At 59.0% G+C, this 21,327-nt stretch carries 19 protein-coding genes; 13 read left to right on the top strand and 6 right to left on the bottom strand.

Translation table 11 applies throughout. The features are described 5' to 3' along the window. Positions 1-241: 241 nt before the first annotated feature. The 8 genes from AB4N64_RS17230 to AB4N64_RS17195 all read left to right on the top strand — a co-directional run bounded on the left by AB4N64_RS17230 (position 242) and on the right by AB4N64_RS17195 (position 11,137). Entirely contained in the window at positions 242-3,073 is a 2,832-nt protein-coding gene (locus AB4N64_RS17230; RefSeq protein ID WP_460117102.1) for a 2-oxoglutarate dehydrogenase E1 component, read from the top strand. Between the two features lie 42 nt (positions 3,074-3,115). Then, positions 3,116-4,339: a 2-oxoglutarate dehydrogenase complex dihydrolipoyllysine-residue succinyltransferase gene (gene odhB / locus AB4N64_RS17225; protein WP_368553157.1), complete on the top strand. Its 1,224-nt coding sequence runs from the start codon at positions 3,116-3,118 to the stop codon at positions 4,337-4,339. Between the two features lie 105 nt (positions 4,340-4,444). After that, positions 4,445-5,881 (top strand): dihydrolipoyl dehydrogenase, encoded by a 1,437-nt coding sequence (lpdA, locus tag AB4N64_RS17220; protein WP_460117101.1) that lies wholly within the window; start codon positions 4,445-4,447, stop codon positions 5,879-5,881. Between the two features lie 177 nt (positions 5,882-6,058). Next, entirely contained in the window at positions 6,059-7,225 is a 1,167-nt protein-coding gene (sucC, locus tag AB4N64_RS17215) for an ADP-forming succinate--CoA ligase subunit beta (protein WP_003223015.1), read from the top strand. Next, positions 7,225-8,106 carry a succinate--CoA ligase subunit alpha gene (gene sucD / locus AB4N64_RS17210; RefSeq protein WP_068587916.1) on the top strand — a complete coding sequence of 294 codons (882 nt, stop codon included), beginning with the start codon at positions 7,225-7,227 and terminating at the stop codon, positions 8,104-8,106. Before sucC ends, sucD begins: the two co-directional genes overlap by 1 nt. Before the next feature lie 363 nt (positions 8,107-8,469). Next, on the top strand, positions 8,470-9,783 hold the full coding sequence (gene brnQ, locus AB4N64_RS17205) for a branched-chain amino acid transport system II carrier protein (protein WP_460117100.1): 1,314 nt from the start codon (positions 8,470-8,472) through the stop codon (positions 9,781-9,783). 215 nt (positions 9,784-9,998) lie between these two features. Continuing rightward, positions 9,999-10,736 carry a DUF599 domain-containing protein gene (locus tag AB4N64_RS17200; RefSeq protein ID WP_460117099.1) on the top strand — a complete coding sequence of 246 codons (738 nt, stop codon included), beginning with the start codon at positions 9,999-10,001 and terminating at the stop codon, positions 10,734-10,736. Further along, on the top strand, positions 10,736-11,137 hold the full coding sequence (locus AB4N64_RS17195) for an MAPEG family protein (RefSeq protein WP_460117098.1): 402 nt from the start codon (positions 10,736-10,738) through the stop codon (positions 11,135-11,137). The genes AB4N64_RS17200 and AB4N64_RS17195 overlap by 1 nt, the downstream gene beginning before the upstream one ends. Before the next feature lie 68 nt (positions 11,138-11,205). Here the strand turns inward: AB4N64_RS17195 and AB4N64_RS17190 are convergent, their stop codons facing one another. Further along, the gene (locus AB4N64_RS17190; protein ID WP_460117096.1) at positions 11,206-11,439 is read right to left on the bottom strand and encodes a hypothetical protein; all 234 of its coding nucleotides are present in this window, start codon (positions 11,437-11,439) and stop codon (positions 11,206-11,208) included. A 160-nt stretch (positions 11,440-11,599) separates the two neighbouring features. Here AB4N64_RS17190 and AB4N64_RS17185 point away from each other — a divergent pair, with 160 nt between their 5' ends. The 3 genes from AB4N64_RS17185 (at position 11,600) to htpG (ending at position 14,511) form a co-directional block, all read left to right on the top strand. Then, the gene (locus tag AB4N64_RS17185; RefSeq protein ID WP_460117095.1) at positions 11,600-12,076 is read left to right on the top strand and encodes a PaaI family thioesterase; all 477 of its coding nucleotides are present in this window, start codon (positions 11,600-11,602) and stop codon (positions 12,074-12,076) included. Continuing rightward, positions 12,073-12,525 (top strand): PaaI family thioesterase, encoded by a 453-nt coding sequence (locus AB4N64_RS17180; RefSeq protein ID WP_460117094.1) that lies wholly within the window; start codon positions 12,073-12,075, stop codon positions 12,523-12,525. The genes AB4N64_RS17185 and AB4N64_RS17180 overlap by 4 nt, the downstream gene beginning before the upstream one ends. An 81-nt stretch (positions 12,526-12,606) precedes the next feature. Beyond that, entirely contained in the window at positions 12,607-14,511 is a 1,905-nt protein-coding gene (gene htpG, locus AB4N64_RS17175; protein ID WP_460117093.1) for a molecular chaperone HtpG, read from the top strand. A 391-nt stretch (positions 14,512-14,902) separates the two neighbouring features. On the opposite strand, the gene AB4N64_RS17170 is transcribed toward htpG, so the two are convergent. Then, a complete protein-coding gene (locus AB4N64_RS17170) occupies positions 14,903-15,763 on the bottom strand; it encodes a pirin family protein (RefSeq protein ID WP_460117092.1) in 861 nt (286 codons plus the stop codon). Positions 15,764-15,824: 61 nt separating this feature from the next. After that, positions 15,825-16,241, bottom strand: a complete 417-nt coding sequence (locus tag AB4N64_RS17165; protein ID WP_460117091.1) for an OsmC family protein — start codon at positions 16,239-16,241, stop codon at positions 15,825-15,827. A gap of 145 nt (positions 16,242-16,386) precedes the next feature. Between AB4N64_RS17165 and AB4N64_RS17160 the strand changes: the two genes are divergently transcribed. Then, on the top strand, positions 16,387-17,397 hold the full coding sequence (locus tag AB4N64_RS17160; protein ID WP_460117090.1) for an amidohydrolase family protein: 1,011 nt from the start codon (positions 16,387-16,389) through the stop codon (positions 17,395-17,397). A 53-nt stretch (positions 17,398-17,450) separates the two neighbouring features. On the opposite strand, the gene AB4N64_RS17155 is transcribed toward AB4N64_RS17160, so the two are convergent. The 3 genes from AB4N64_RS17155 to purM are packed head-to-tail and all read right to left on the bottom strand — an operon-like array spanning position 17,451 to position 19,881. Then, complete coding sequence (locus AB4N64_RS17155) at positions 17,451-18,164, bottom strand: DUF3108 domain-containing protein (protein WP_460117089.1); 714 nt, start codon at positions 18,162-18,164, stop codon at positions 17,451-17,453. Between the two features lie 8 nt (positions 18,165-18,172). Continuing rightward, positions 18,173-18,823 (bottom strand): phosphoribosylglycinamide formyltransferase, encoded by a 651-nt coding sequence (gene purN / locus AB4N64_RS17150; protein ID WP_460117088.1) that lies wholly within the window; start codon positions 18,821-18,823, stop codon positions 18,173-18,175. Then, on the bottom strand, positions 18,823-19,881 hold the full coding sequence (gene purM, locus AB4N64_RS17145; protein WP_460117087.1) for a phosphoribosylformylglycinamidine cyclo-ligase: 1,059 nt from the start codon (positions 19,879-19,881) through the stop codon (positions 18,823-18,825). Before purM ends, purN begins: the two co-directional genes overlap by 1 nt. Positions 19,882-20,252: 371 nt before the next feature. Here purM and AB4N64_RS17140 point away from each other — a divergent pair, with 371 nt between their 5' ends. After that, positions 20,253-21,311, top strand: coding sequence for a DUF2066 domain-containing protein (locus tag AB4N64_RS17140; RefSeq protein ID WP_460117086.1), 1,059 nt, complete (start codon positions 20,253-20,255; stop codon positions 21,309-21,311). Positions 21,312-21,327: the final 16 nt, after the last annotated feature.

The following is a 21,327-nucleotide window of genomic DNA, read 5'->3' as shown; positions in this document are numbered from 1 at the left end:
ACTGTTGTACCCGTAGATGCTGCGGCGCAGGCTTCAACCGGCGCCGTAGTTTTAACCTGAGCAGCAGCTCGTGAAGTTGCGGCTCTTATTTTGAAGAAATGAGACAAGCAGGGGCATCCGGGCTGGTACCCGGACTATCAGCGTGATCCTAGGTGGCTTGTTTTGGTCGCTGCATTCGGACTTCTGCAAGTTTGCTCGGTGTCGACGCCGGTGGTGTTCCCCTAACCGAGGGTGACCAAGCATGCAAGAAAGCGTGATGCAGCGCATGTGGAACAGCGCGTACCTTTCCGGAGGTAACGCTGCCTATGTGGAAGAGCTTTACGAGCTCTACCTGCACGACCCTAACGCTGTGCCAGAAGAGTGGCGCACCTACTTTCAGAAGTTGCCGACCGAAGGCAACTCTGCCACCGATGTTTCGCACTCGACAATTCGCGATCATTTCGTCTTGCTGGCAAAGAACCAGCGCCGCGCCCAACCGGTTTCCGCCGGCAGCGTGAGCAGTGAGCACGAGAAGAAGCAAGTTGAAGTGCTGCGATTGATCCAGGCCTACCGTATGCGTGGCCACCAGGCAGCCCAGCTTGACCCGCTGGGGCTGTGGCAGCGTCCTGCACCAGCAGACCTGTCGATCAATCATTACGGCTTGACCAATGCCGATCTTGATACGACCTTCCGTGCCGGCGACCTGTTCATCGGCAAAGAGGAAGCGAGCCTACGCGAAATTCACGAAGCGTTGCAGCAGACATATTGCCGCACCATCGGCGCTGAATTTACGCACATCACCGATTCCGAGCAGCGCCAGTGGTTCCAGCAGCGTCTGGAAAGCGTGCGTGGCCGTCCAGCGTATTCCGCGGACATCAAGAGCCACTTGCTCGAGCGCGTGACCGCCGGTGAAGGCCTGGAAAAATACCTGGGCACCAAATACCCGGGCACCAAGCGTTTCGGTCTGGAAGGCGGCGAAAGCCTCATTCCAATGCTCGACGAACTGATCCAGCGTTCCGGCTCCTACGGCACCAAGGAAATCGTCATCGGCATGGCCCATCGTGGTCGTCTGAACGTACTGGTCAACACCTTCGGCAAGAACCCGCGCGAGCTGTTCGACGAGTTCGAAGGCAAGAAGAAGGTCGAGCTGGGCTCCGGTGACGTTAAATATCACCAGGGCTTCTCGTCCAACGTCATGACCACCGGCGGTGAAGTTCACCTGGCGATGGCGTTCAACCCATCCCACCTGGAAATCGTTTCCCCAGTGGTCGAGGGTTCGGTGCGTGCCCGTCAGGATCGTCGTAACGATTCCACCGGTGAGAAGGTCCTGCCGATCTCCATCCACGGTGACGCGGCATTCGCCGGTCAGGGCGTGGTGATGGAAACCTTCCAGATGTCGCAAACCCGCGGTTTCAAGACCGGCGGTACCGTGCACATCGTGATCAACAACCAGGTTGGTTTCACCATCAGCAACCCGCTGGACTCGCGCTCCACCGAGTACGCGACCGACGTTGCGAAAATGATCCAGGCGCCGATCCTCCATGTAAATGGTGATGATCCGGAAGCCGTCCTGTTCGTGACTCAGTTGGCCATCGATTACCGCATGCAGTTCAAGCGTGACGTGGTGATTGACCTGGTCTGCTACCGTCGTCGCGGCCACAACGAAGCTGACGAGCCAAGCGGCACCCAGCCTCTGATGTATCAGCAGATCACCAAACAGCGCACCACCCGTGAGTTGTATGCCGACAGCCTGACTCAGAGCGGAGTGCTGGATGTAGAGCGTGTTCAGGCGAAAGTCGACGAATACCGCAATGCACTGGACAACGGCCTGCACGTTGTAAAAAGCCTGGTCAAGGAACCGAACAAAGAGCTGTTCGTGGACTGGCGTCCGTACCTGGGCCACGCCTGGACCGCGCGTCATGACACCCGCTTTGATCTGAAAACCTTGCAGGAACTGTCCGCCAAGTTGCTGGAAGTTCCGGAAGGCCTGGTCGTTCAGCGTCAGGTCGCCAAGATCTACGAAGACCGCCAGAAGATGCAAGCCGGTGGCCTGCCGATCAACTGGGGCTTCGCCGAAACCATGGCGTACGCGACCCTGTTGTTCGAAGGTCACCCGATTCGCATGACCGGCCAGGACATAGGCCGCGGTACGTTCTCGCACCGTCACGCTGTCCTGCACAACCAAAAAGACGCCAGCACCTACGTACCGCTGAAGAACCTGTACGACGGTCAGCCGCGTTTCGAAATGTACGACTCGTACCTGTCCGAAGAAGCCGTACTGGCATTCGAATACGGCTACTCGACCACCACGCCGGATGCGCTGGTGATCTGGGAAGCCCAGTTCGGTGACTTCGCCAACGGTGCCCAGGTGGTTATCGACCAGTTCATCACCAGTGGCGAGCACAAGTGGGGCCGTCTGTGCGGTCTGACCATGCTGCTGCCGCACGGTTATGAAGGTCAGGGTCCAGAGCACTCGTCGGCGCGTCTGGAGCGTTACCTGCAATTGTGTGCCGAGCACAACATTCAGGTGGCGGTACCGACTACGCCAGCTCAGATCTACCACTTGCTGCGTCGTCAGGTGATCCGTCCGCTGCGCAAGCCGCTGATCGTGTTGACTCCGAAGTCGCTGCTGCGTCACAAGTTGGCCATCTCGACCCTGGAAGACCTGGCCGAAGGTTCGTTCCAGACCGTTATCCCGGAAATCGATGCCCTGGACCCGACAAAGGTCGAGCGCGTTGTTCTGTGTAGCGGCAAGGTCTACTACGACCTGCTGGAAAAACGCCGTGCCGAAGGCCGTGACGATATTGCCATCGTGCGTATCGAACAGTTGTACCCATTCCCTGAGGACGACTTGAAAGAAGTCCTGGCTCCTTACACCAACGTCAAGCATGCCGTCTGGTGCCAGGAAGAGCCGATGAACCAGGGTGCCTGGTACTGCAGCCAACATCACCTGCGTCGTAGCATCGCAAACCTCAACAAGTCTCTCGTACTCGAGTACGCGGGCCGTGAGGCTTCTGCTGCACCAGCATGTGGTTACGCATCGATGCACGCCGAGCAGCAGGAAAAACTGCTGCAAGACGCCTTTACTGTTTAACGCCTTCGCGCACCTGAAACCGAATTTAAGGAACCACAGACAATGGCTATCGAGATCAAAGCCCCCACTTTCCCGGAATCGGTTGCCGATGGCACCGTTGCCACCTGGCACAAACAACCGGGCGACGCGGTCAAGCGCGACGAGCTGATCGTCGACATCGAAACCGACAAAGTCGTACTGGAAGTGTTGGCCACCGCTGACGGCGTGCTGGGCGCAATCGTCAAGAACGAAGGCGACACCGTTCTGTCCGACGAAGTGCTGGGCTCGATCGTTGAAGGTGGCGCTGCTGCCGCCGCTCCGGCTGCCGCTGCTGCTCCGGCCGCTGCCCAGGCTGCTGCTCCAGCTGCCGAAGGCGAAGACGATCCAGTAGCTGCCCCGGCTGCTCGCAAGCTGGCTGAAGAAAACGGCATCAACATCGCTTCCGTTGCCGGCACCGGCAAAGGCGGTCGTGTGACCAAGGAAGACGTGGTTGCAGCCGTAGCCGCCAAGAAAGCCGCTCCGGCCGCTGCACCTGCCAAGGCTGCCGCACCGGCCGCTGCTGCTCCTGTGTTCGCTGCTGGCGACCGCATCGAGAAGCGCGTGCCGATGACCCGCGTTCGTGCAACCGTGGCCAAGCGCCTGGTAGAAGCCCAATCGAACATGGCCATGCTGACCACTTTCAACGAAGTCGACATGACCGAAGTCATGGCCCTGCGTTCGAAGTACAAGGACCTGTTCGAGAAGTCTCACAACGGCGTGCGCCTGGGCTTCATGTCGTTCTTCGTGAAAGCGGCCACCGAGGCGCTGAAACGCTTCCCGGCTGTCAACGCGTCGATCGACGGTGGCGACATCGTTTACCACGGCTACGCCGACATCGGTGTTGCCGTGTCCAGCGACCGTGGCCTGGTTGTGCCGGTCCTGCGTAACGCCGAACTGATGAGCCTGGCCGAAATCGAAGGCGGCATCGCCACTTTCGGCAAAAAAGCCCGTGACGGCAAACTGTCGATGGACGAAATGACCGGTGGCACGTTCACCATCACCAACGGTGGTACCTTCGGTTCGATGATGTCGACTCCGATCGTCAACCCGCCGCAGGCCGCGATTCTGGGCATGCACAACATCATCCAGCGTCCTATGGCAATCAACGGCCAGGTCGTTATCCGTCCGATGATGTACCTGGCGCTGTCCTACGATCACCGTCTGATCGATGGCAAAGAAGCTGTAACCTTCCTGGTGACCATCAAGAACCTGCTGGAAGATCCGGCTCGTCTGTTGCTGGATATTTAAAAAGCAGCGGCAAGCCGCAAGCGACAAGCCCCAAGCTCAAGCCGAGCGGGCTTTGAACTTGCGGCTTGCGGCTTGTAGCTTGTTGCTAAAAGAGGATTCTTTTACATGTCGCAGAAATTTGACGTAGTAGTGATCGGCGCGGGCCCTGGCGGCTATGTGGCCGCCATCAAGGCCGCACAATTGGGCTTTTCCGTTGCTTGCATCGAGAAATATACCGATGGCGAGGGCAAACTGGCCCTGGGCGGCACCTGCCTGAACGTCGGCTGCATTCCATCCAAGGCGTTGCTGGACAGCTCCTGGAAGTACAAGGAAGCCAAAGAAAGCTTCAACGTCCACGGTATCTCCACTGGCGAAGTCAAAATGGACGTCGCTGCGATGGTTGGCCGCAAGGCTGGCATCGTCAAGAACCTGACCGGCGGTGTTGCCACCCTGTTCAAGGCCAACGGTGTTACTTCGATCCAGGGCCACGGCAAGCTGCTGGCCGGCAAGAAAGTCGAAGTCACCAAGCCTGACGGTTCGGTTGAAGTCATTGATGCCGAGAACGTGATTCTGGCCTCCGGCTCACGTCCGATCGACATTCCGCCTGCTCCAGTCGACCAGAAAGTCATCGTCGACTCCACTGGCGCCCTGGAATTCCAGACCGTGCCTAAGCGCCTGGGTGTGATCGGCGCCGGCGTCATCGGCCTGGAACTGGGTTCGGTATGGTCGCGTCTGGGTGCAGAAGTGACTGTCCTGGAAGCCCTGGACACCTTCCTGATGGCTGCTGACACCGCCGTTTCCAAGGAAGCGCTGAAAACCCTGACCAAACAGGGCCTGGACATCAAGCTGGGCGCTCGCGTGACCGGTTCGAAAGTCAACGGCGACGAAGTCGTGGTTAACTACACCGACTCCAACGGCGAACAGACCATCACTTTCGACAAGCTGATCGTTGCCGTTGGTCGCCGTCCAGTGACCACTGATCTGCTGGCTGCCGACAGCGGCGTGACCATCGACGAGCGTGGTTTCGTATTCGTCGACGACCATTGCGCCACCAGCGTACCGGGCGTCTACGCCATCGGTGACGTGGTTCGCGGCATGATGCTGGCACACAAGGCCTCGGAAGAGGGCATCATGGTCGTCGAGCGCATCAAGGGCCACAAAGCCCAGATGAACTATGACCTGATCCCTTCGGTTATTTATACTCACCCGGAAATCGCATGGGTCGGTAAAACCGAACAGGCCTTGAAAGCTGAAGGCGTAGAAGTTAACGTCGGCAGCTTCCCGTTCGCAGCATCCGGCCGTGCCATGGCCGCCAACGATACCGGCGGTTTCGTCAAGGTCATCGCCGATGCCAAGACTGACCGTGTATTGGGCGTCCACGTGATTGGCCCGAGCGCTGCAGAACTGGTTCAGCAAGGCGCGATCGCGATGGAATTCGGCACCAGCGCTGAAGACCTGGGCATGATGGTTTTCTCCCATCCGACCCTGTCCGAAGCCTTGCACGAAGCAGCTTTGGCTGTGAATGGCGGCGCCATCCACATCGCCAACCGCAAGAAGCGTTAAGACAATAAGAAACCACGGCGGTATGGCCCGTCGTGAGCCTTGCGTGCAAGACTCACCGCGGAATATCCGCTGGACGCAGTCTTGCGTAGCCCAGGCTACGCAAGCAGCAGTCACAGGTGGTGCGGCACTCTGAGTGCAGCACCGAATGCGCAGTACCTAACGAAGACGGTAATAAGCATGAATCTTCACGAGTATCAGGGTAAGCAGCTGTTCGCTGAGTACGGCCTGCCAGTATCCACCGGTTACGCGGTAGACACCCCGGAAGCAGCAGCAGAAGCTTGCGACAAAATCGGCGGCAGCGAGTGGGTTGTCAAAGCCCAGGTCCACGCCGGTGGTCGCGGTAAAGCGGGCGGCGTCAAGCTGGTTCGCAACAAAGAAGACGCCAAAGCCTTCGCACAGCAGTGGCTGGGCAAGCGTCTGGTGACTTACCAGACTGACGCCAATGGTCAGCCTGTCACCAAGATCCTGGTTGAATCGTGCACTGATATCGCTAAAGAGCTGTACCTGGGCGCTGTCGTTGACCGTTCGAGCCGTCGCATCGTGTTCATGGCTTCCACCGAAGGTGGCGTGGACATCGAGAAAATCGCTCACGACACTCCAGAAAAAATTCTGAAGGCCACTATCGATCCACTGGTTGGTGCTCAGCCATTCCAGGGTCGCGAGCTGGCGTTCCAACTGGGTCTGGAAGGCAAGCAAGTTGCCCAGTTCGCCAAGATCTTCGTTGGTCTGGCCAAACTGTTCCAGGATCACGATCTGGCCCTGCTGGAAGTGAACCCGCTGGTGATCAAGGCTGATGGCGATCTGCACTGCCTGGACGCCAAGATCAACATCGACGCCAACGCCATGTACCGTCAGCCTAAGCTGAAGACTTTCCACGATCCGTCCCAGGACGATCCGCGCGAAGCGCACGCTGCCAAGTTCGAACTGAACTACGTAGCGCTGGAAGGCAACATCGGTTGCATGGTCAACGGTGCTGGCCTGGCCATGGGTACCATGGACATCGTCAACCTGCACGGCGGCAAGCCAGCCAACTTCCTCGACGTGGGCGGCGGTGCTACCAAAGAACGCGTTACCGAAGCATTCAAGATCATTCTGTCCGACACCAACGTCGCTGCAGTACTGGTTAACATCTTCGGCGGCATCGTTCGTTGCGACATGATTGCCGAAGGCATCATCGGTGCAGTGAAAGAAGTCGGCGTGAAAATCCCGGTTGTTGTTCGTCTTGAAGGCAACAACGCTGAACTGGGCGCTAAAGTACTGGCAGAAAGCGGTTTGAACATCATCGCTGCTACCAGCCTGACCGACGCTGCTCAACAAGTCGTTAAAGCTGCGGAGGGCAAGTAATGAGCGTCCTGATCAATAAAGACACCAAAGTTATCTGCCAGGGTATTACCGGTTCGCAAGGTAGCTTCCACACCCAGCAAGCCATCGAGTACGGCACCCAGATGGTGGGTGGTGTAACTCCGGGCAAAGGCGGCACCGAACACCTGGGCCTGCCAGTGTTCAACACCGTGAAAGACGCTGTAGCTGCCACTGGCGCTACCGCCAGCGTGATCTACGTTCCGGCTCCTTTCTGCAAGGACTCGATCCTGGAAGCAGCTTTCGGCGGCATCAAGCTGATCGTCTGCATCACCGAAGGCATTCCTACCCTGGACATGCTGGACGCTAAAGTTAAGTGCGACGAGCTGGGTGTTACCCTGATCGGCCCTAACTGCCCAGGCGTGATCACTCCAGGCGAATGCAAGATCGGCATCATGCCAGGTCACATTCACTTGCCAGGCAAGGTCGGTATCGTTTCCCGTTCCGGCACCCTGACCTACGAAGCTGTGAAGCAGACCACTGACGCCGGTTTCGGTCAGTCGACTTGCGTCGGCATCGGCGGTGACCCGATCCCAGGCTCGAACTTCATCGACATCCTGAAGCTGTTCCAGGAAGACCCGAAGACCGAAGCGATCGTCATGATCGGTGAGATCGGCGGTTCGGCTGAAGAAGAAGCGGCTGCCTACATCAAGGCACACGTGACCAAGCCTGTTGTTTCCTACATCGCTGGTGTGACTGCTCCTCCGGGCAAGCGCATGGGCCATGCTGGCGCAATCATCTCCGGCGGCAAAGGCACTGCAGACGAGAAATTCGCTGCTCTGCAAGACGCAGGCGTGAAAACCGTGCGTTCGCTGGCAGACATCGGCAAGGCCCTGGCCGAGCTGACTGGTTGGGCTGTCAAGTAAGCCTCGCGCTTGGCTGACGCTTTACCAAACAAAGGCCACCTTCGGGTGGCTTTTGTCGTTTTGAAGCAGTTGCGAGCGGTAAGCTCCAAGCTGCAAGCAGTCCCAGCGCGAACGAGCTTGTAGCTTGCAGCTCGCTGCTTGAAGCTGCCTTTTTGCGACACAAAGATGTCGTAGATCGGAATGTTTGCCCTCAATCAGTGCGTTTTCCCGCCAGATTCGTTAGTCTAGCCGCGATTTTTTCGCGTGAAGCCCAAAAGGCAGTCTCACGCCAACCGGGTCGGTCCTATACGGATTGACAGCATTTCCCTCACCCATAGGGAAATCCCCCTCTAAATTCCGATTCAGTAGTGTGGTATTTCCTTAATGAAAGTGTTGAAAGGTCAGGACATCCTGGCGCTTGGTTTTATGACGTTTGCCCTGTTTGTCGGGGCCGGTAACATCATCTTCCCGCCTATCGTCGGCTTGCAGTCCGGGCCTCATGTCTGGATGGCGGCGCTAGGCTTTCTGATCACGGCAGTCGGCCTGCCGGTCATCACTGTCGTCGCCCTGGCCAAGGTCGGGGGTGCCATGGACGCCCTGAGCAGTCCCATCGGCAAAATCGCCGGTGGCTTACTGGCGGCCGCCTGCTACCTTGCCGTGGGCCCGTTGTTCGCGACGCCGCGCACCGCGACCGTGTCGTTCGAAGTCGGCCTGGCCCCGCTGACCGGCGAGAGCCCGCTGGCGCTGTTCCTGTATAGCGCCGTGTATTTCCTGCTGGTGTTCTTCATTTCGCTCTACCCGGGCCGCCTGCTGGATACCGTAGGGCGCTTCCTCGCGCCGCTGAAGATCATCGCCCTGGCTGTGCTGGGCATTGCGGCTTTCGCGTTGCCGGCCGGTGACATTGGCGTGGCCACGCCCGAATATGTCGCGGCACCATTTTCCCAGGGTTTCATCAATGGTTACCTGACCATGGATACGCTCGGCGCACTGGTGTTCGGCATTGTGATCGTCAATGCCATCCGTTCCCGTGGCGTTGAATCGCCAGCGCTGATCACCCGTTACGCGATCATTGCAGGCCTGATCGCTGGCGTTGGCCTGGCCCTTGTGTATGTCAGCCTGTTCCGTCTCGGTTCGGGCAGCCATGAAGTGGCGGCCGGTGCGACCAACGGTGCGGCCGTGCTGCATGCTTACGTCCAGCACACTTTCGGCTCGCTGGGCAGCGGGTTCCTCGCGGTGCTGATCTCGCTGGCGTGCCTGGTGACGGCGGTTGGCCTGACCTGCGCCTGCGCCGAATACTTCAGCCGTGTACTGCCGCTCTCCTACAAGACGCTGGTGGTGATCCTGGCCGCATTCTCATTGCTGGTATCCAACCTAGGACTCACCAAGCTGATTGCGTTCTCGATCCCGGTGCTGACCGCGATCTATCCGCCGTGCATCGCCCTGGTCGCCCTGAGCTTCTGCAAGGACTTCTGGCATGAGCAGGGTCGTATTGTCGGCCCGGTCATGCTGGTGTCGTTCCTCTTCGGTGTGATTGATGCCCTCAAGGGAGCCGGCCTGGCGGACTGGATGCCGGCCCAACTGGCTCATCTGCCACTGAGCGAGCAAGGCCTGGCCTGGCTGGTACCGTCGGTGATGACCCTGGTCGTCGCGGTGGTGTGCGACCGTATGCTGGGCAAGCGAGCCGAAGCACTGGCGTAAGCGCGAGAGCCCGCCATGCGCGGGCCGGCAATCCTGGAAATGCCCCGTATCAAACGATACGGGGCATTTTTTTCGCTTCACGCAAATCATTGTGGGAGCGGGCTTGCTCGCGAAGGGGGCTTATCATTCAATAGTTGCATCGACTGATACACCGCGATCGCGAGCAGGCTCGCTCACAGGACTCGGTGTTTTGCCATTTCATCACAAGGACCTGCATGTCGTTCATCCAAGCCAACCTGATCCACATCATCGCCGCTGCCTGGTTTGTCATTTGCTGGGGCGGCTACACCCGCTACGCGACGTGGAAGGGCCGCGACACCGCGTGCCTGGCCAGTGTGTTGCACTTGTATCGCGAAGACTGGATGCGTCGGATGCTGCTGCGCGACAACCGCATCGCCGATGCGAGCGTGATCGGCAACCTGGAACGCAACGCGTCGTTCTTCGCGTCCAGTACGCTGATTATCCTGGCGGGCATTCTGACCGTGTTGGGGGCTTCGGAGAGGGCCGTGTCGTTGCTGGCCGATATCCCCATGGTGCAACAGGCTTCCCAGGGCATGTCGGAGATCAAGCTGCTGTGCCTGGCGCTGGTGTTTGTCTATGCGTTTTTCACGTTCAGTTGGTGCATGCGCCAATACAACTTTGCCGCGATCCTGGTGGGCTCGGCACCGATGATCGGCGAGCGTCACGTCTCCGAACAGGAGCGCAAGGCCTTTGCGGCCCGGGCGGCGAGGGTTATTTCCATGGCCGCCAACCAGTTCAACTTTGGCCTGCGTTCCTACTATTTCGGCATGACGATGCTGGCCTGGTTTGTCAGTCCGTGGCTGTTCATGTTGTTGAGTGCCGGGGTGGTGCTGGTGCTCTATCGCCGGGAATTTCATTCCGACGTACTCGATGTGATGGTCTATACCCCTACAGAGGCGCCATTGCCTGACACACCTAAAGAGGTCGTTTGATGAGTATCCCATTCTGGTGTGTGTTGATCAGTGCTCTATTGATTTACGTGGCCCGCATGCCGGTCACCAAGGCCATGAAGGAGCAGGGTGGTTACAACAACCATCTGCCGCGTCAGCAGCAGGCTCAACTCACCGGGTTCGGTGCCAGAGCGCTCGCCGCGCACCAGAACAGTATCGAGGCGTTCATTTTGTTTGCGGTGGGGGTATTGATGGCGCATACCACGCAGACGGCGGGGTGGCTGATCGATTCGCTGGCAATCATCTTTGTCATCACCCGCATTCTGTACTTGTTCTGCTACTGGCGGGATCTGGCTTCGTTAAGAAGTCTGATGTGGTTGATCGGGCTGGTATGTTCGTTACTGCTGATGATTAGTCCGACTTTTAGAACTATCTTGATCTAAGCATGTAAAACAAACGGACAAAAGAAAACCCGCGATTGGCGGGTTTTCTTATCGCACTGAAAGAACGGTTAGTTCTTTTTGGCTTCTTCAGCAGCGGCTTCGTTCGATTCAGCCTGATCTTTGGCGGCTTCGGCGTTTTCCTTCGCGGCGTCGTTCACTTTATCCTGAGCTTCGTTCATTTTTTCCTGAGCTTGCTCGGCGTGTTGGTTGGCATCTTGAGCTTTGTCCTCGGATTTTTTATCGCAGGCAGCGAGACCGAGGGAAGCGGTCAACATCAAGGCAATAGCTAAAGTCTTACGCATGGGGTGTTTCTCCTTATGGAAATCATCTACTTGCCCTTTCGAGCGCGACCCTCATGGTTAAGTTCCTTGAATCGTTCAGATATATAAGTTTGAAGCTGCGCGGAACTTTTACCGAACGTGCCAAGTGCGATGTCTGACTATTAACAAGAGTACTTTTCAAATGGCCGCAAACCCCGTTTTTGAGCGCGCGACGCGATTTCTGTCGGCCCTTCGCCACTGTCACGTGCTTGGCTTGCGCGTACACAGCGCGAGCAACGACGGCCTTACCGTGATATTGCCGTACAGCCCGCAAATCGTCGGAAATCCCGAGACCGGGGTCATTCATGGTGGTGCTTTGACGTCGTTGATGGACACCGCTTGTGGCATGTCCACGCTTTGCGTGTTGCCGGAGTTCGAGGTCTGTCCGACCCTCGACTTGCGCATCGACTACATGCATGCCGCTGAACCACATAAGGATGTCTATGGTTTCGCCCAATGCTATCGGGTCACCACGGACGTGATCTTTGCCCGAGGGTTCGCGTATCAAGACGATCCCGAGCAACCCATTGCTCACGTGGTGGGTACGTTCATGCGCATGGGCAAGGGCGCGAAAGGCACCAAGGGCTTTGGCGGTGTTATCACGGGGGCTGCGCAATGATCGAGAACCTCACGGAGCAACTGCAACAAGCTCACGAGAAAGGCGACTACACCGAACTGCTGCGACGGATCCCCTACGCCCAACTGATCGGTGTCGAATGTTCGCGGGTGGGAGATGACCTGTTGTTTCGTCTGCCAGCCAACAAGGACAACATTGGTAACCCTTTACTGCCGGCGATCCATGGTGGCGTGATTGCCGGGTTCATGGAGCTGTCAGCAGCGCTGCACTTATTGATATTCACTGGGTCTGCGGACGTACCGAAAATCATCGACTTCTCCCTGGATTATCTGCGTGCCGGGCAGTTTCGCGATACCTGGGCCCGTTGCCAGGTGTGTCGCCAGGGGCGTCGTGTCGCGAATGTGGCCGTGACAGCCTGGCAGAGCACCGAAGGCGAGCCCATCGCCACGGCCCGCGCGCATTTCAAAGTCAATGAGCCCTTGAAATCCTGATCGCTGCCCCCAACTTTGATGACAACCCGCCGCCGACCCTCTAGGACGCGGCCACTGCCATCTGATTGGAGTTTGATGACCATGAGTGTGGAAACTCAAAAGGAAACCCTGGGCTTCCAGACCGAGGTGAAGCAACTGCTGCACCTCATGATCCATTCGCTGTATTCCAACAAGGAAATCTTCCTTCGCGAATTGATCTCGAACGCCTCTGACGCTGTCGACAAATTGCGCTTCGAAGCCCTGTCCAAGCCTGAGTTGCTGGAAGGTGGCGGCGAACTGAAAATCCGCGTGAGCTTCGACAAGGACGCCAAGACCGTCACCCTCGAAGACAACGGCATCGGCATGAGCCGTGAAGATGTGATCACCCACCTGGGGACGATCGCCAAGTCCGGTACCGCCGACTTCATGAAGAACCTGTCGGGCGACCAGAAGAAGGATTCGCACCTGATCGGTCAGTTCGGTGTCGGCTTCTACTCGGCGTTCATCGTTGCCGACAAGGTCGACGTCTTCAGCCGTCGCGCCGGCGCTGCCGCCAGTGAAGGCGTGCACTGGTCGTCCAAGGGCGAAGGCGACTTCGAAGTGGCGACCGTCGAGAAAGCCGAGCGCGGCACTCGCATCGTATTGCACCTCAAGTCCGGTGAAGACGAGTTCGCCGACGGCTGGCGCCTGCGCAACATCATCAAGAAGTACTCCGACCACATCGCTCTGCCGATCGAATTGCCCAAGGAAGTCACGGCTGCCGAAGGTGAAGAGCAACCGGCCGCCGAATGGGAAACCGTCAACCGCGCCAGTGCCCTATGGACCCGTCCTCGCACCGAGATCAAGGACGAGGAATACCAGGAGTTCTACAAGCACATCGCTCACGATTTCGAGAACCCGCTGAGCTGGAGCCACAACAAGGTCGAAGGCAAGCTTGAGTACAGCTCGCTGCTCTACGTGCCGGCCCGTGCTCCGTTCGACCTGTACCAGCGTGAAGCGCCAAAAGGCCTCAAGCTTTACGTGCAGCGCGTGTTCGTCATGGATCAGGCCGAGTCGTTCCTGCCGCTGTACCTGCGTTTCATCAAGGGTGTGGTCGACTCCAACGACCTGTCGCTGAACGTGTCGCGGGAAATCCTGCAGAAAGACCCGATCATCGATTCGATGAAGTCGGCGCTGACCAAGCGTGTGCTGGACATGCTGGAAAAGCTGGCGAAGAACGAGCCTGAGCAATACAAGGGCTTCTGGAAGAACTTTGGCCAGGTCATGAAGGAAGGCCCGGCAGAAGATTTCGCCAACAAGGAAAAAATCGCCGGCCTGCTGCGTTTCGCCTCGACCCACGGCACCGATGAAGAGCAGAACGTTGGCTTGGCCGAGTACCTGGCGCGTGCCAAGGAAGGTCAGGACAAGATCTACTTCCTCACCGGTGAATCCTACGCCGCCGTCAAGAACAGCCCGCACCTGGAAGTCTTCCGCAAGAAAGGCATCGAAGTGCTGTTGCTGACCGACCGTATCGACGAGTGGCTGATGAGCTACCTCAGCGAGTTCGACGGCAAGAGCTTTGTCGACGTGGCACGCGGTGACCTGGACCTGGGCAACCTGGACTCGGAAGAGGACAAGAAAGCCGCAGAAGAAGTCGCCAAGTCCAAAGAGGGCCTGGTCGAGCGCCTGAAAACCGCTCTGGGTGACGCTGTTGCCGAGGTACGGGTTTCCCATCGCCTGACCGACTCGCCGGCGATTCTGGCCATCGGTGAACAAGACCTGGGGCTGCAAATGCGCCAGATCCTCGAAGCCAGTGGACAGAAGGTGCCGGACTCGAAGCCGATCTTCGAATTCAACCCGGCTCACCCGCTGATCGAGAAGCTCGACAACGAGCAGAGCGACGAACGTTTTGGCGATCTGTCGCACATCCTCTTCGACCAGGCCGCCCTGGCGGCGGGCGACAGCTTGAAAGACCCGGCCGCGTACGTGCGCCGTCTCAACAAGCTGTTGGTTGAGCTCTCGGCTTAACCGAGCTGCAACAAAAAACCCGCTTCGGCGGGTTTTTTTGTGGGAGCGGGCTTGCCCGCGAAAGGGCCGACACATCCAACATCTTCGCTGCTGACATACTGCCATCGCGAGCAAGCTCGCTCCTACAAGGGCTCAACGGTGACATCGAGTTCCCCTGTAGGAGCGAGCTTGCTCGCGATGCGGCCGGCACATCCACCATCATTGGCGCCTGATACTCCGCTATCGCGAGCATGCTCGCTCCTACAGGGGGAACAGTGTCGACCACACATTTTTTGGCCGCTGAGATTCACTGTAGGAGCGAGCTTGCTCGCGATGCGGTCAGCACATCCACCATCTTCGCTGGCTGACACACCGTTATCGCGAGCAGGCTCGCTCCTACAGAGGCTCGCTCTCAGGGCAGTTCGATGCGCTCCACTTCTCCTGGTACGGTTGGCCAGTCTCCGGCGGCCCATCGGCGGCGGGCTTCGTCGATGGCTGCCGGGTCGCTCGCGACGAAGTTCCAGTTGATGCGTCGCGGTCCATCCAGGGGCGCGCCACCGAACACCACCGCATGCGCGTCGCTTTCGGCGAACAAAGTCATCTCCTGCCTTGGCGGCAATACCACCAGCGCGTGGGGCTCGATCAGCTCGCCATCGAGCTGTACGGCGCCTTCGAGCACATACAGCGCACGCTCTTCGTGCTCGGTCGGGATCAGCAATGTCGTCGCAGTTTGCAGGTGCAATTCGGCATACAACGTAGGAGAAAGCACCGGTACCGGGGATTCCAGGCAAAAGCCTGATCCGGCGATCATGCGGATTTTTACCCCCAGGTTGTCGCTAAACGGCAACGTCGCCGCCGGGTGATGGCTGTAATGCCCAGGACCCTGCTCATGGTCCTTGGGCGAAGCCAGCCAGATCTGCAAGCCGTGCAGGGTAAACCCGCTGGCTTTCAAGGCTTCGGGCGTGCGCTCGACGTGGGCAATGGCGCTGCCCGCCGTCATCCAACTGACATCGCCGGCATTCACCACCTGATCGGAGCCGAGGCTGTCCTTGTGCTGTACCGAACCTTCGAACAAGTAGGTCAGGGTCGACAGGCCAATGTGCGGGTGCTGACGGATGTTCATGCCTTTACCTGCCGGATAGCGGGTTTCGAGCATGTGGTCGAAAAACACGAAAGGCCCCACGTTGCGGCATTTGGCGGATGGCAGAGGGCGAAGTATCGGTTGGCCTTCGACATCTTCGGTGCGGGGACGGATCACAAGCGGAGAGTTCATGGTGCATTCCAGGCTGAGCGGGTGACGCGTGGAGCATAACCCGCTTGCCCGTGCGTTGCTGCTATTGGCTGAAAGCGCCTTCGGACAGATGAGTCTCGATGCTGACATCAGTGGTGGTCATCAGTTTGTGGATCGGGCAGCGATCGGCCACACGGTGTAACTCATCGCGCTGGGCGTCGGTGAGCACACCCTTGAGGGTCAATTTGACGTGCAGCGCATACTTGCCCTTGAGTTCCTCGCTGTTGTCGCGTTTGACTTCAACGCTAACGCCGGTCAGCGGGATGTTCTTTTTCTTCGCATACAGTTTCAGGGTCAGGGCCTTGCAAGCGCCGAGGGCCGCGTCGAAATAGTCGTGTGGCTCGGGTGCCGAGCCTTCACCACCGGCGGAGGGCGGTACATCGGCAAACAGCTCGTGCTCATCTATTTGCACGCTATGGCGAAAACCCTCGGCGGAAACGGTATTGACGGTGACGGTCATGAGATACCTCAGTAGTCGGAAAAGTCATTGGGTCGCAGACCCTGCTGTTATAGAGCATTACGACCCTTTTACGTTGCACTTTCTTGTTGGTGAACCCAGGTCCATACGCTGGGGTCTACGCTGTTCATGACCCTGGAGATTGCCCGTGCCCTTGAATCGCTTGAGTCTCGCCTGGTTGGGGGCGTTGTGCAGCCTGTGCGTTGAAGCCCGCGAATATTCCTATAGCGATGCGCACCTGCATTACGTGGATTTTTTCCAGGAAACGGCGGGCATGCCGAAACTGCTCAAGGCCATGGCGGACAATCGCATCGAACATGTGATGATTTCGGGCATTCCGGTGGCCAAGAAATGGCACGAAGACGAACCCAAGCGCCCGCGTTACTACGCCGGCGACGACGCCGATGCCTACTGGTACAGCGCAACCGACACCATCGTCGCTGCGGCGGTAAACGGGCTGACGGTCGAGCAGCGCCAGCACTTTCACCCATTCCTGTCCGGCTTCAATCCCAACGACAAGAACTCCGCCACGCATATCCAGCGCATGCTCGATCTCAATCCAGGCCTGTGGCAGGGCATCGGCGAAGTCTTTACCCGCCATGATGACCTGACCGCGCTGACGTCCGGCGACACGCCTCGGGCGAATAACGAGGCGATGACACGCATCTACCACCTGGCCGCCGAGAACGACCTGCCGGTGATGCTGCATTCGAACATTACTTCCAAGCGCGAGCGCAACCCGCTGTATCTAGCCGAAGTTGAGGAGCCGCTGCGTAACCACCCGCATACCCGTTTCATCTGGGCTCACGCCGGAACCAGTGCCGAAATCCACCGGCATCAGACTCGCCTGGATTTTCTGCTGCCAACCCTGACGCGGATGCTGGAGGCGTACCCCAATCTGTATATCGATCTGTCCTGGAGCCTGCTGACGCCTTATCTGCTGGACGAACAAGGCACCCCGCGTCGGGAGTGGGTGCAGTTGGTGGAGCGCTTCCCAGACCGCTTCATGATCGGCTCGGATGTCGTTGGGCGTTTCAACAAGCTTGGAAAGGAAATGCGCAGCTTCGATCCGTTTCTGGACGCGCTGCCGGAGGAGGTGGCGAGAAAGGTCGCCCGGGACAACTTCCTGTCGATCCTGCCGCGAACGGTTCAGCACTGAACAAAAAAAGCCCCGCATTGGCGGGGCTATTTCGGATCGGGGGGGCAGCGGTCTCAGTTGCCTTTGACCGTCTTGCCGTTGACCTTGCCGTCCTGGAGCATGATGTTGTACTCCTTGCCGTCGGTTTCGACCTGTTGCAGGCGAACCAGCAGGTAATCCCAGTCCTTGGCAAACCACAGTACGGTGATGCGCTTGCTTTGTGTCGGGTCGCGTACGCGTTCGACCTTGATTGCATCGATCTGGCCGGCCTTGGTATCGACCTTTTCCGATCCCAGCACGCGGAAATCATAGGTGTCGACTTCGCCATCATCCACAACCTGATAGCTCATGCTTTTCTTGCCGGCGGCCACGTCGTGTTGCAGGGCCAACTGGTAAGTGGACTTGTCGACCATGCCACGGTTGAGCGGAATGTTGACCGCATCGCCGCGATCAGTACCGGTCACCTTTTTCGCGGTCCAGTCAAAGTCCAGGTCGGCTTTCTTGGCTTTGCCCAGGCCGCCACGTTCAAAGTGATAGGACTGTGGCAGCAGGGTGTCCTTGTCCAGCGTGAGGGTGCTTTCTTCGGACAGGCTGGCGATCATCATCGACGCCTTGAAGCTGAGTTTCCAGACGCCGTTGGCTTCCTTGGTCAGGCTGCGCTCGGCTGTGCCGCTCATGGGGAGCTGCTTCCAGTCGGCGGTGTAGCTGGCGGAGAAGGGTTGAAGGTCTGCAGCCTGCACGAAAGGCAGGGCGAACAGAGCGCAAGCGAAGAGCAGGGCGCGACGCATAAAATCTCCTAGGTTCGAATCAAGTGGCCGCTGGCCGCGAGTAACTGGCCATCGAGTAAAGCACCTTGTTCGCCGAGTGATAAACGACCTTCGGCAAACCAGCGTACCGCCATCGGGTAGATCAGGTGTTCCTGGGTATGAACTCGCTGCGCCAGACTCTGCGGTGTGTCGTGCAACTCTACCGGTAATACTGCCTGTACGACCAGTGGTCCGCCATCGAGTTCCTCGGTGACGAAGTGCACGGAGCAGCCATGTTCTGTGTCGCCGGCTTCCAACGCTCGCTGATGAGTGTGTAACCCTTTGTATTTGGGCAGCAACGAGGGGTGGATGTTCAGCAGGCGGCCCGCGTAATGGCGGACGAAGTCAGCACTGAGGATGCGCATGAAACCGGCCAGGACGACCAGTCTCGGTTGGAAAGCGTCGATCAGTTCCATCAGCGCGGCATCGAAGGCCTCGCGGCCCTCGTAAGCCTTGTGGTCCAGGGAGCGGGTGGCAATACCTGCGTCCCTGGCACGTTGCAGGCCGTAGGCGTCGGCGCGGTTGGAAATCACCGCAGCGATGCGGACCGGGCTGTCGCCGGTCCGCGTGCTGTCGATCAAGGCCTGCAAGTTACTGCCGGTGCCGGACAGCAGCACCACGACATCACAGGTGGCAGGCATCAGTGCGCCTTGAGGTTCTTCAGTTCAACCTGGGCCGCGCCTTCGGCAGCGGTAGAGATCTGGCCGATGACCCATGGCTGCTCGCCGCCTTCACGCAGGACGTTCAGCGCGGTCTCAACGTGCTCTTGCGCCACGCAGATCACCATGCCAACGCCGCAGTTCAGGACGCGGTGCATTTCGTTCTCGTCGACGTTGCCTTTCTCTTGCAGCCAGTCGAAAACGGCAGGACGGGTCCAGCTCGCGACGTCGACCACCGCTTGTGCGCCTTTTGGCAGTACGCGGGGGATGTTGTCCAGCAGGCCGCCGCCGGTGATGTGAGCCATGGCCTTGACTGCGCCGGTTTCCTTGATCAGCTTCAACAGCGGCTTCACGTAGATACGGGTCGGGGCCATCAGCAGGTCGGTCAGCGGTTTGCCGTCGAGCTGGGTGTTTTCGAGGTCGGCGCCGGACACTTCGATGATCTTGCGGATCAGCGAGTAGCCGTTGGAGTGCGGGCCGGAAGAAGGCAGGGCGAGCAGGGCATCGCCAGCAGCGACTTTCGAACCGTCGATGATTTCGGATTTCTCCACGACGCCGACGCAGAAGCCGGCCAGGTCGTAGTCTTCGCCTTCGTACATGCCAGGCATTTCAGCGGTTTCGCCGCCGACCAGGGAGCAGCCGGACAGTTCGCAGCCAGCGCCGATGCCGGTCACCACTTGAGCGGCGGTGTCGACGTTCAGTTTGCCGGTGGCGTAGTAGTCGAGGAAGAACAGCGGCTCCGCGCCGCAGACCACCAGGTCGTTCACGCACATGGCGACCAGGTCGATGCCGATGCTGTCGTGCTTGTTAAGGTTCAGCGCCAGACGAAGCTTGGTGCCCACGCCATCGGTGCCGGAAACCAGCACAGGCTGCTTGTAGCCGGCCGGGATTTCGCAGAGGGCGCCAAAACCGCCCAGGCCGCCCATGACTTCCGGGCGCGCAGTGCGCTTGGCGACGCTCTTGATGCGTTCGACCAATGCTTCACCGGCGTCGATGTCTACACCGGCGTCCTTGTAGCTCAGGGAGGGTTGCTTGCTCATGATCCAGGCCTTTAGGGGGGATTCAGGGGTAACGACCGAGTCCAGTGGGGCCGCCGAAACAACGATGGGCAGATGCCATGCGCGGATTTCGGGGGGGCCCGGCTGTTGCCGGTCTGCGAAGGCGCGCGATTTTATCAGGCTTGAGCACCAGCGGCCATCCTCAGGCCGACAGCAGGGGCATATCGACACAAAAAAACCGCGTTGTTCGGCTCCGTGCCTATATAAGGTAGGACCAGGAACCGTCTATCGTTAGGGTTGTACGAAAAACATAAGCGGAACAGGTGAATGTTTTGCGTCGGGCGATGGTCACAGCCTTGCTCGATTGTCTTCATGCGGTCAGTTCCAGCCGCTCTTGTCGTCAGGAATTCTTCATGCGCTTTTTCAGATCATTGTTTGTGGGTTGCTTGTCTGTGGTGAGCCTGGCGAGCCATGCCGAAACCGTCAAAAGCCTTTATCAGGTGCGTGAACCCGTCACCAGCCAGACCCCCGATGAGCGCGATCAAGCCACCCAGCGTGCACTCGACACATTGGTGTTGCGTCTGACCGGCGATCCCAAGGCGGCGCAAAACCCGGGCCTGGCTGACATTCGCAAGGATCCGCAGCAAATCATCAGCCAGTATGGTTTCGATGCGGGCCCGCCGGAAGTGCTGAAGGTCGATTTCGACCCCGCCAGCACCGCGCAGGCATTGCGTCGCGCCGGGCTGTCATTGTGGGGGGCGAATCGGCCATCGATCCTGGCCTGGTGGTTGAACGACTCCACTGAAGGTTCGAGCCTGGTAGGAGATGGCCAGGCGAGCGCCGAACCGCTACGACGTGCGGCTCAACACCGAGGGTTGCCGCTGCGGCTGCCCTTGGCGGACCTCAGTGAGCAACTGGTTGCCACGGCGCCGACGCTCGAAGGAGCCGATGCCACGCCGTTGCGTGATGCTTCCGAGCGTTACAACGCCGATGCCTTGCTGGCGGTGCATGCCCGTGAGGAGAGCGGCCAATGGCAAGCCAAATGGCACCTCTGGCTGGGTGACCAGAAGGAGGCGGGCAGCGTTCAGGGCGCGGACCAGGCAGCACTGGCGGATGCAGTGATGCTGGCGGTCAATCAGCGGCTGGCACCCCGATTCGTGGTCAAGCCAGGCGCATCTGGCGAGCAGTTGCTGGAAGTACAGGGCATGAACCTGGAGCGTTATGCAACGCTGGGACGCCTGTTGGACCCCTTCGGTGCGCGCCTGGTGACTGTCGACGCCGACCGGATTGTGTACCGGGTCAATGGCAGTGCCGAACAGTTGCGCTCGCAGTTGTCGCTGGCGAAGTTGCAGGAGGTTCCGGTGAGTGATGCGCCAGCGCCCACGGCGCCTGTGCAGCCCGCTGCCGAAGGGGCCGCGCCAGCCGTGGCCGCCACACCGGCCCTGGTGCCGCAATTGCGTTTCCGTTGGTAATTTTTTCTCTGGATAG

This window comes from Pseudomonas sp. S2_C03 (assembly GCF_054668405.1).
The sequence above is the reverse complement of the archived record's forward strand: the minus strand, read 5'-3'. Positions and strand labels throughout refer to the sequence as shown.

Excerpts from the sequence above, each read along its gene's own strand:
- AB4N64_RS17230 (WP_460117102.1), top strand. The coding sequence starts at position 242 with ATGCAAGAAAGCGTGATGCAGCGCATGTGGAACAGCGCGTACCTTTCC.
- odhB (WP_368553157.1), top strand. The coding sequence starts at position 3,116 with ATGGCTATCGAGATCAAAGCCCCCACTTTCCCGGAATCGGTTGCCGAT.
- lpdA (WP_460117101.1), top strand. The coding sequence starts at position 4,445 with ATGTCGCAGAAATTTGACGTAGTAGTGATCGGCGCGGGCCCTGGCGGC.
- sucC (WP_003223015.1), top strand. The coding sequence starts at position 6,059 with ATGAATCTTCACGAGTATCAGGGTAAGCAGCTGTTCGCTGAGTACGGC.
- sucD (WP_068587916.1), top strand. The coding sequence starts at position 7,225 with ATGAGCGTCCTGATCAATAAAGACACCAAAGTTATCTGCCAGGGTATT.
- brnQ (WP_460117100.1), top strand. The coding sequence starts at position 8,470 with ATGAAAGTGTTGAAAGGTCAGGACATCCTGGCGCTTGGTTTTATGACG.
- AB4N64_RS17200 (WP_460117099.1), top strand. The coding sequence starts at position 9,999 with ATGTCGTTCATCCAAGCCAACCTGATCCACATCATCGCCGCTGCCTGG.
- AB4N64_RS17195 (WP_460117098.1), top strand. The coding sequence starts at position 10,736 with ATGAGTATCCCATTCTGGTGTGTGTTGATCAGTGCTCTATTGATTTAC.
- AB4N64_RS17190 (WP_460117096.1), bottom strand. The coding sequence starts at position 11,439 with ATGCGTAAGACTTTAGCTATTGCCTTGATGTTGACCGCTTCCCTCGGT.
- AB4N64_RS17185 (WP_460117095.1), top strand. The coding sequence starts at position 11,600 with ATGGCCGCAAACCCCGTTTTTGAGCGCGCGACGCGATTTCTGTCGGCC.
- AB4N64_RS17180 (WP_460117094.1), top strand. The coding sequence starts at position 12,073 with ATGATCGAGAACCTCACGGAGCAACTGCAACAAGCTCACGAGAAAGGC.
- htpG (WP_460117093.1), top strand. The coding sequence starts at position 12,607 with ATGAGTGTGGAAACTCAAAAGGAAACCCTGGGCTTCCAGACCGAGGTG.
- AB4N64_RS17170 (WP_460117092.1), bottom strand. The coding sequence starts at position 15,763 with ATGAACTCTCCGCTTGTGATCCGTCCCCGCACCGAAGATGTCGAAGGC.
- AB4N64_RS17165 (WP_460117091.1), bottom strand. The coding sequence starts at position 16,241 with ATGACCGTCACCGTCAATACCGTTTCCGCCGAGGGTTTTCGCCATAGC.
- AB4N64_RS17155 (WP_460117089.1), bottom strand. The coding sequence starts at position 18,164 with ATGCGTCGCGCCCTGCTCTTCGCTTGCGCTCTGTTCGCCCTGCCTTTC.
- purN (WP_460117088.1), bottom strand. The coding sequence starts at position 18,823 with ATGCCTGCCACCTGTGATGTCGTGGTGCTGCTGTCCGGCACCGGCAGT.
- purM (WP_460117087.1), bottom strand. The coding sequence starts at position 19,881 with ATGAGCAAGCAACCCTCCCTGAGCTACAAGGACGCCGGTGTAGACATC.
- AB4N64_RS17140 (WP_460117086.1), top strand. The coding sequence starts at position 20,253 with ATGCGCTTTTTCAGATCATTGTTTGTGGGTTGCTTGTCTGTGGTGAGC.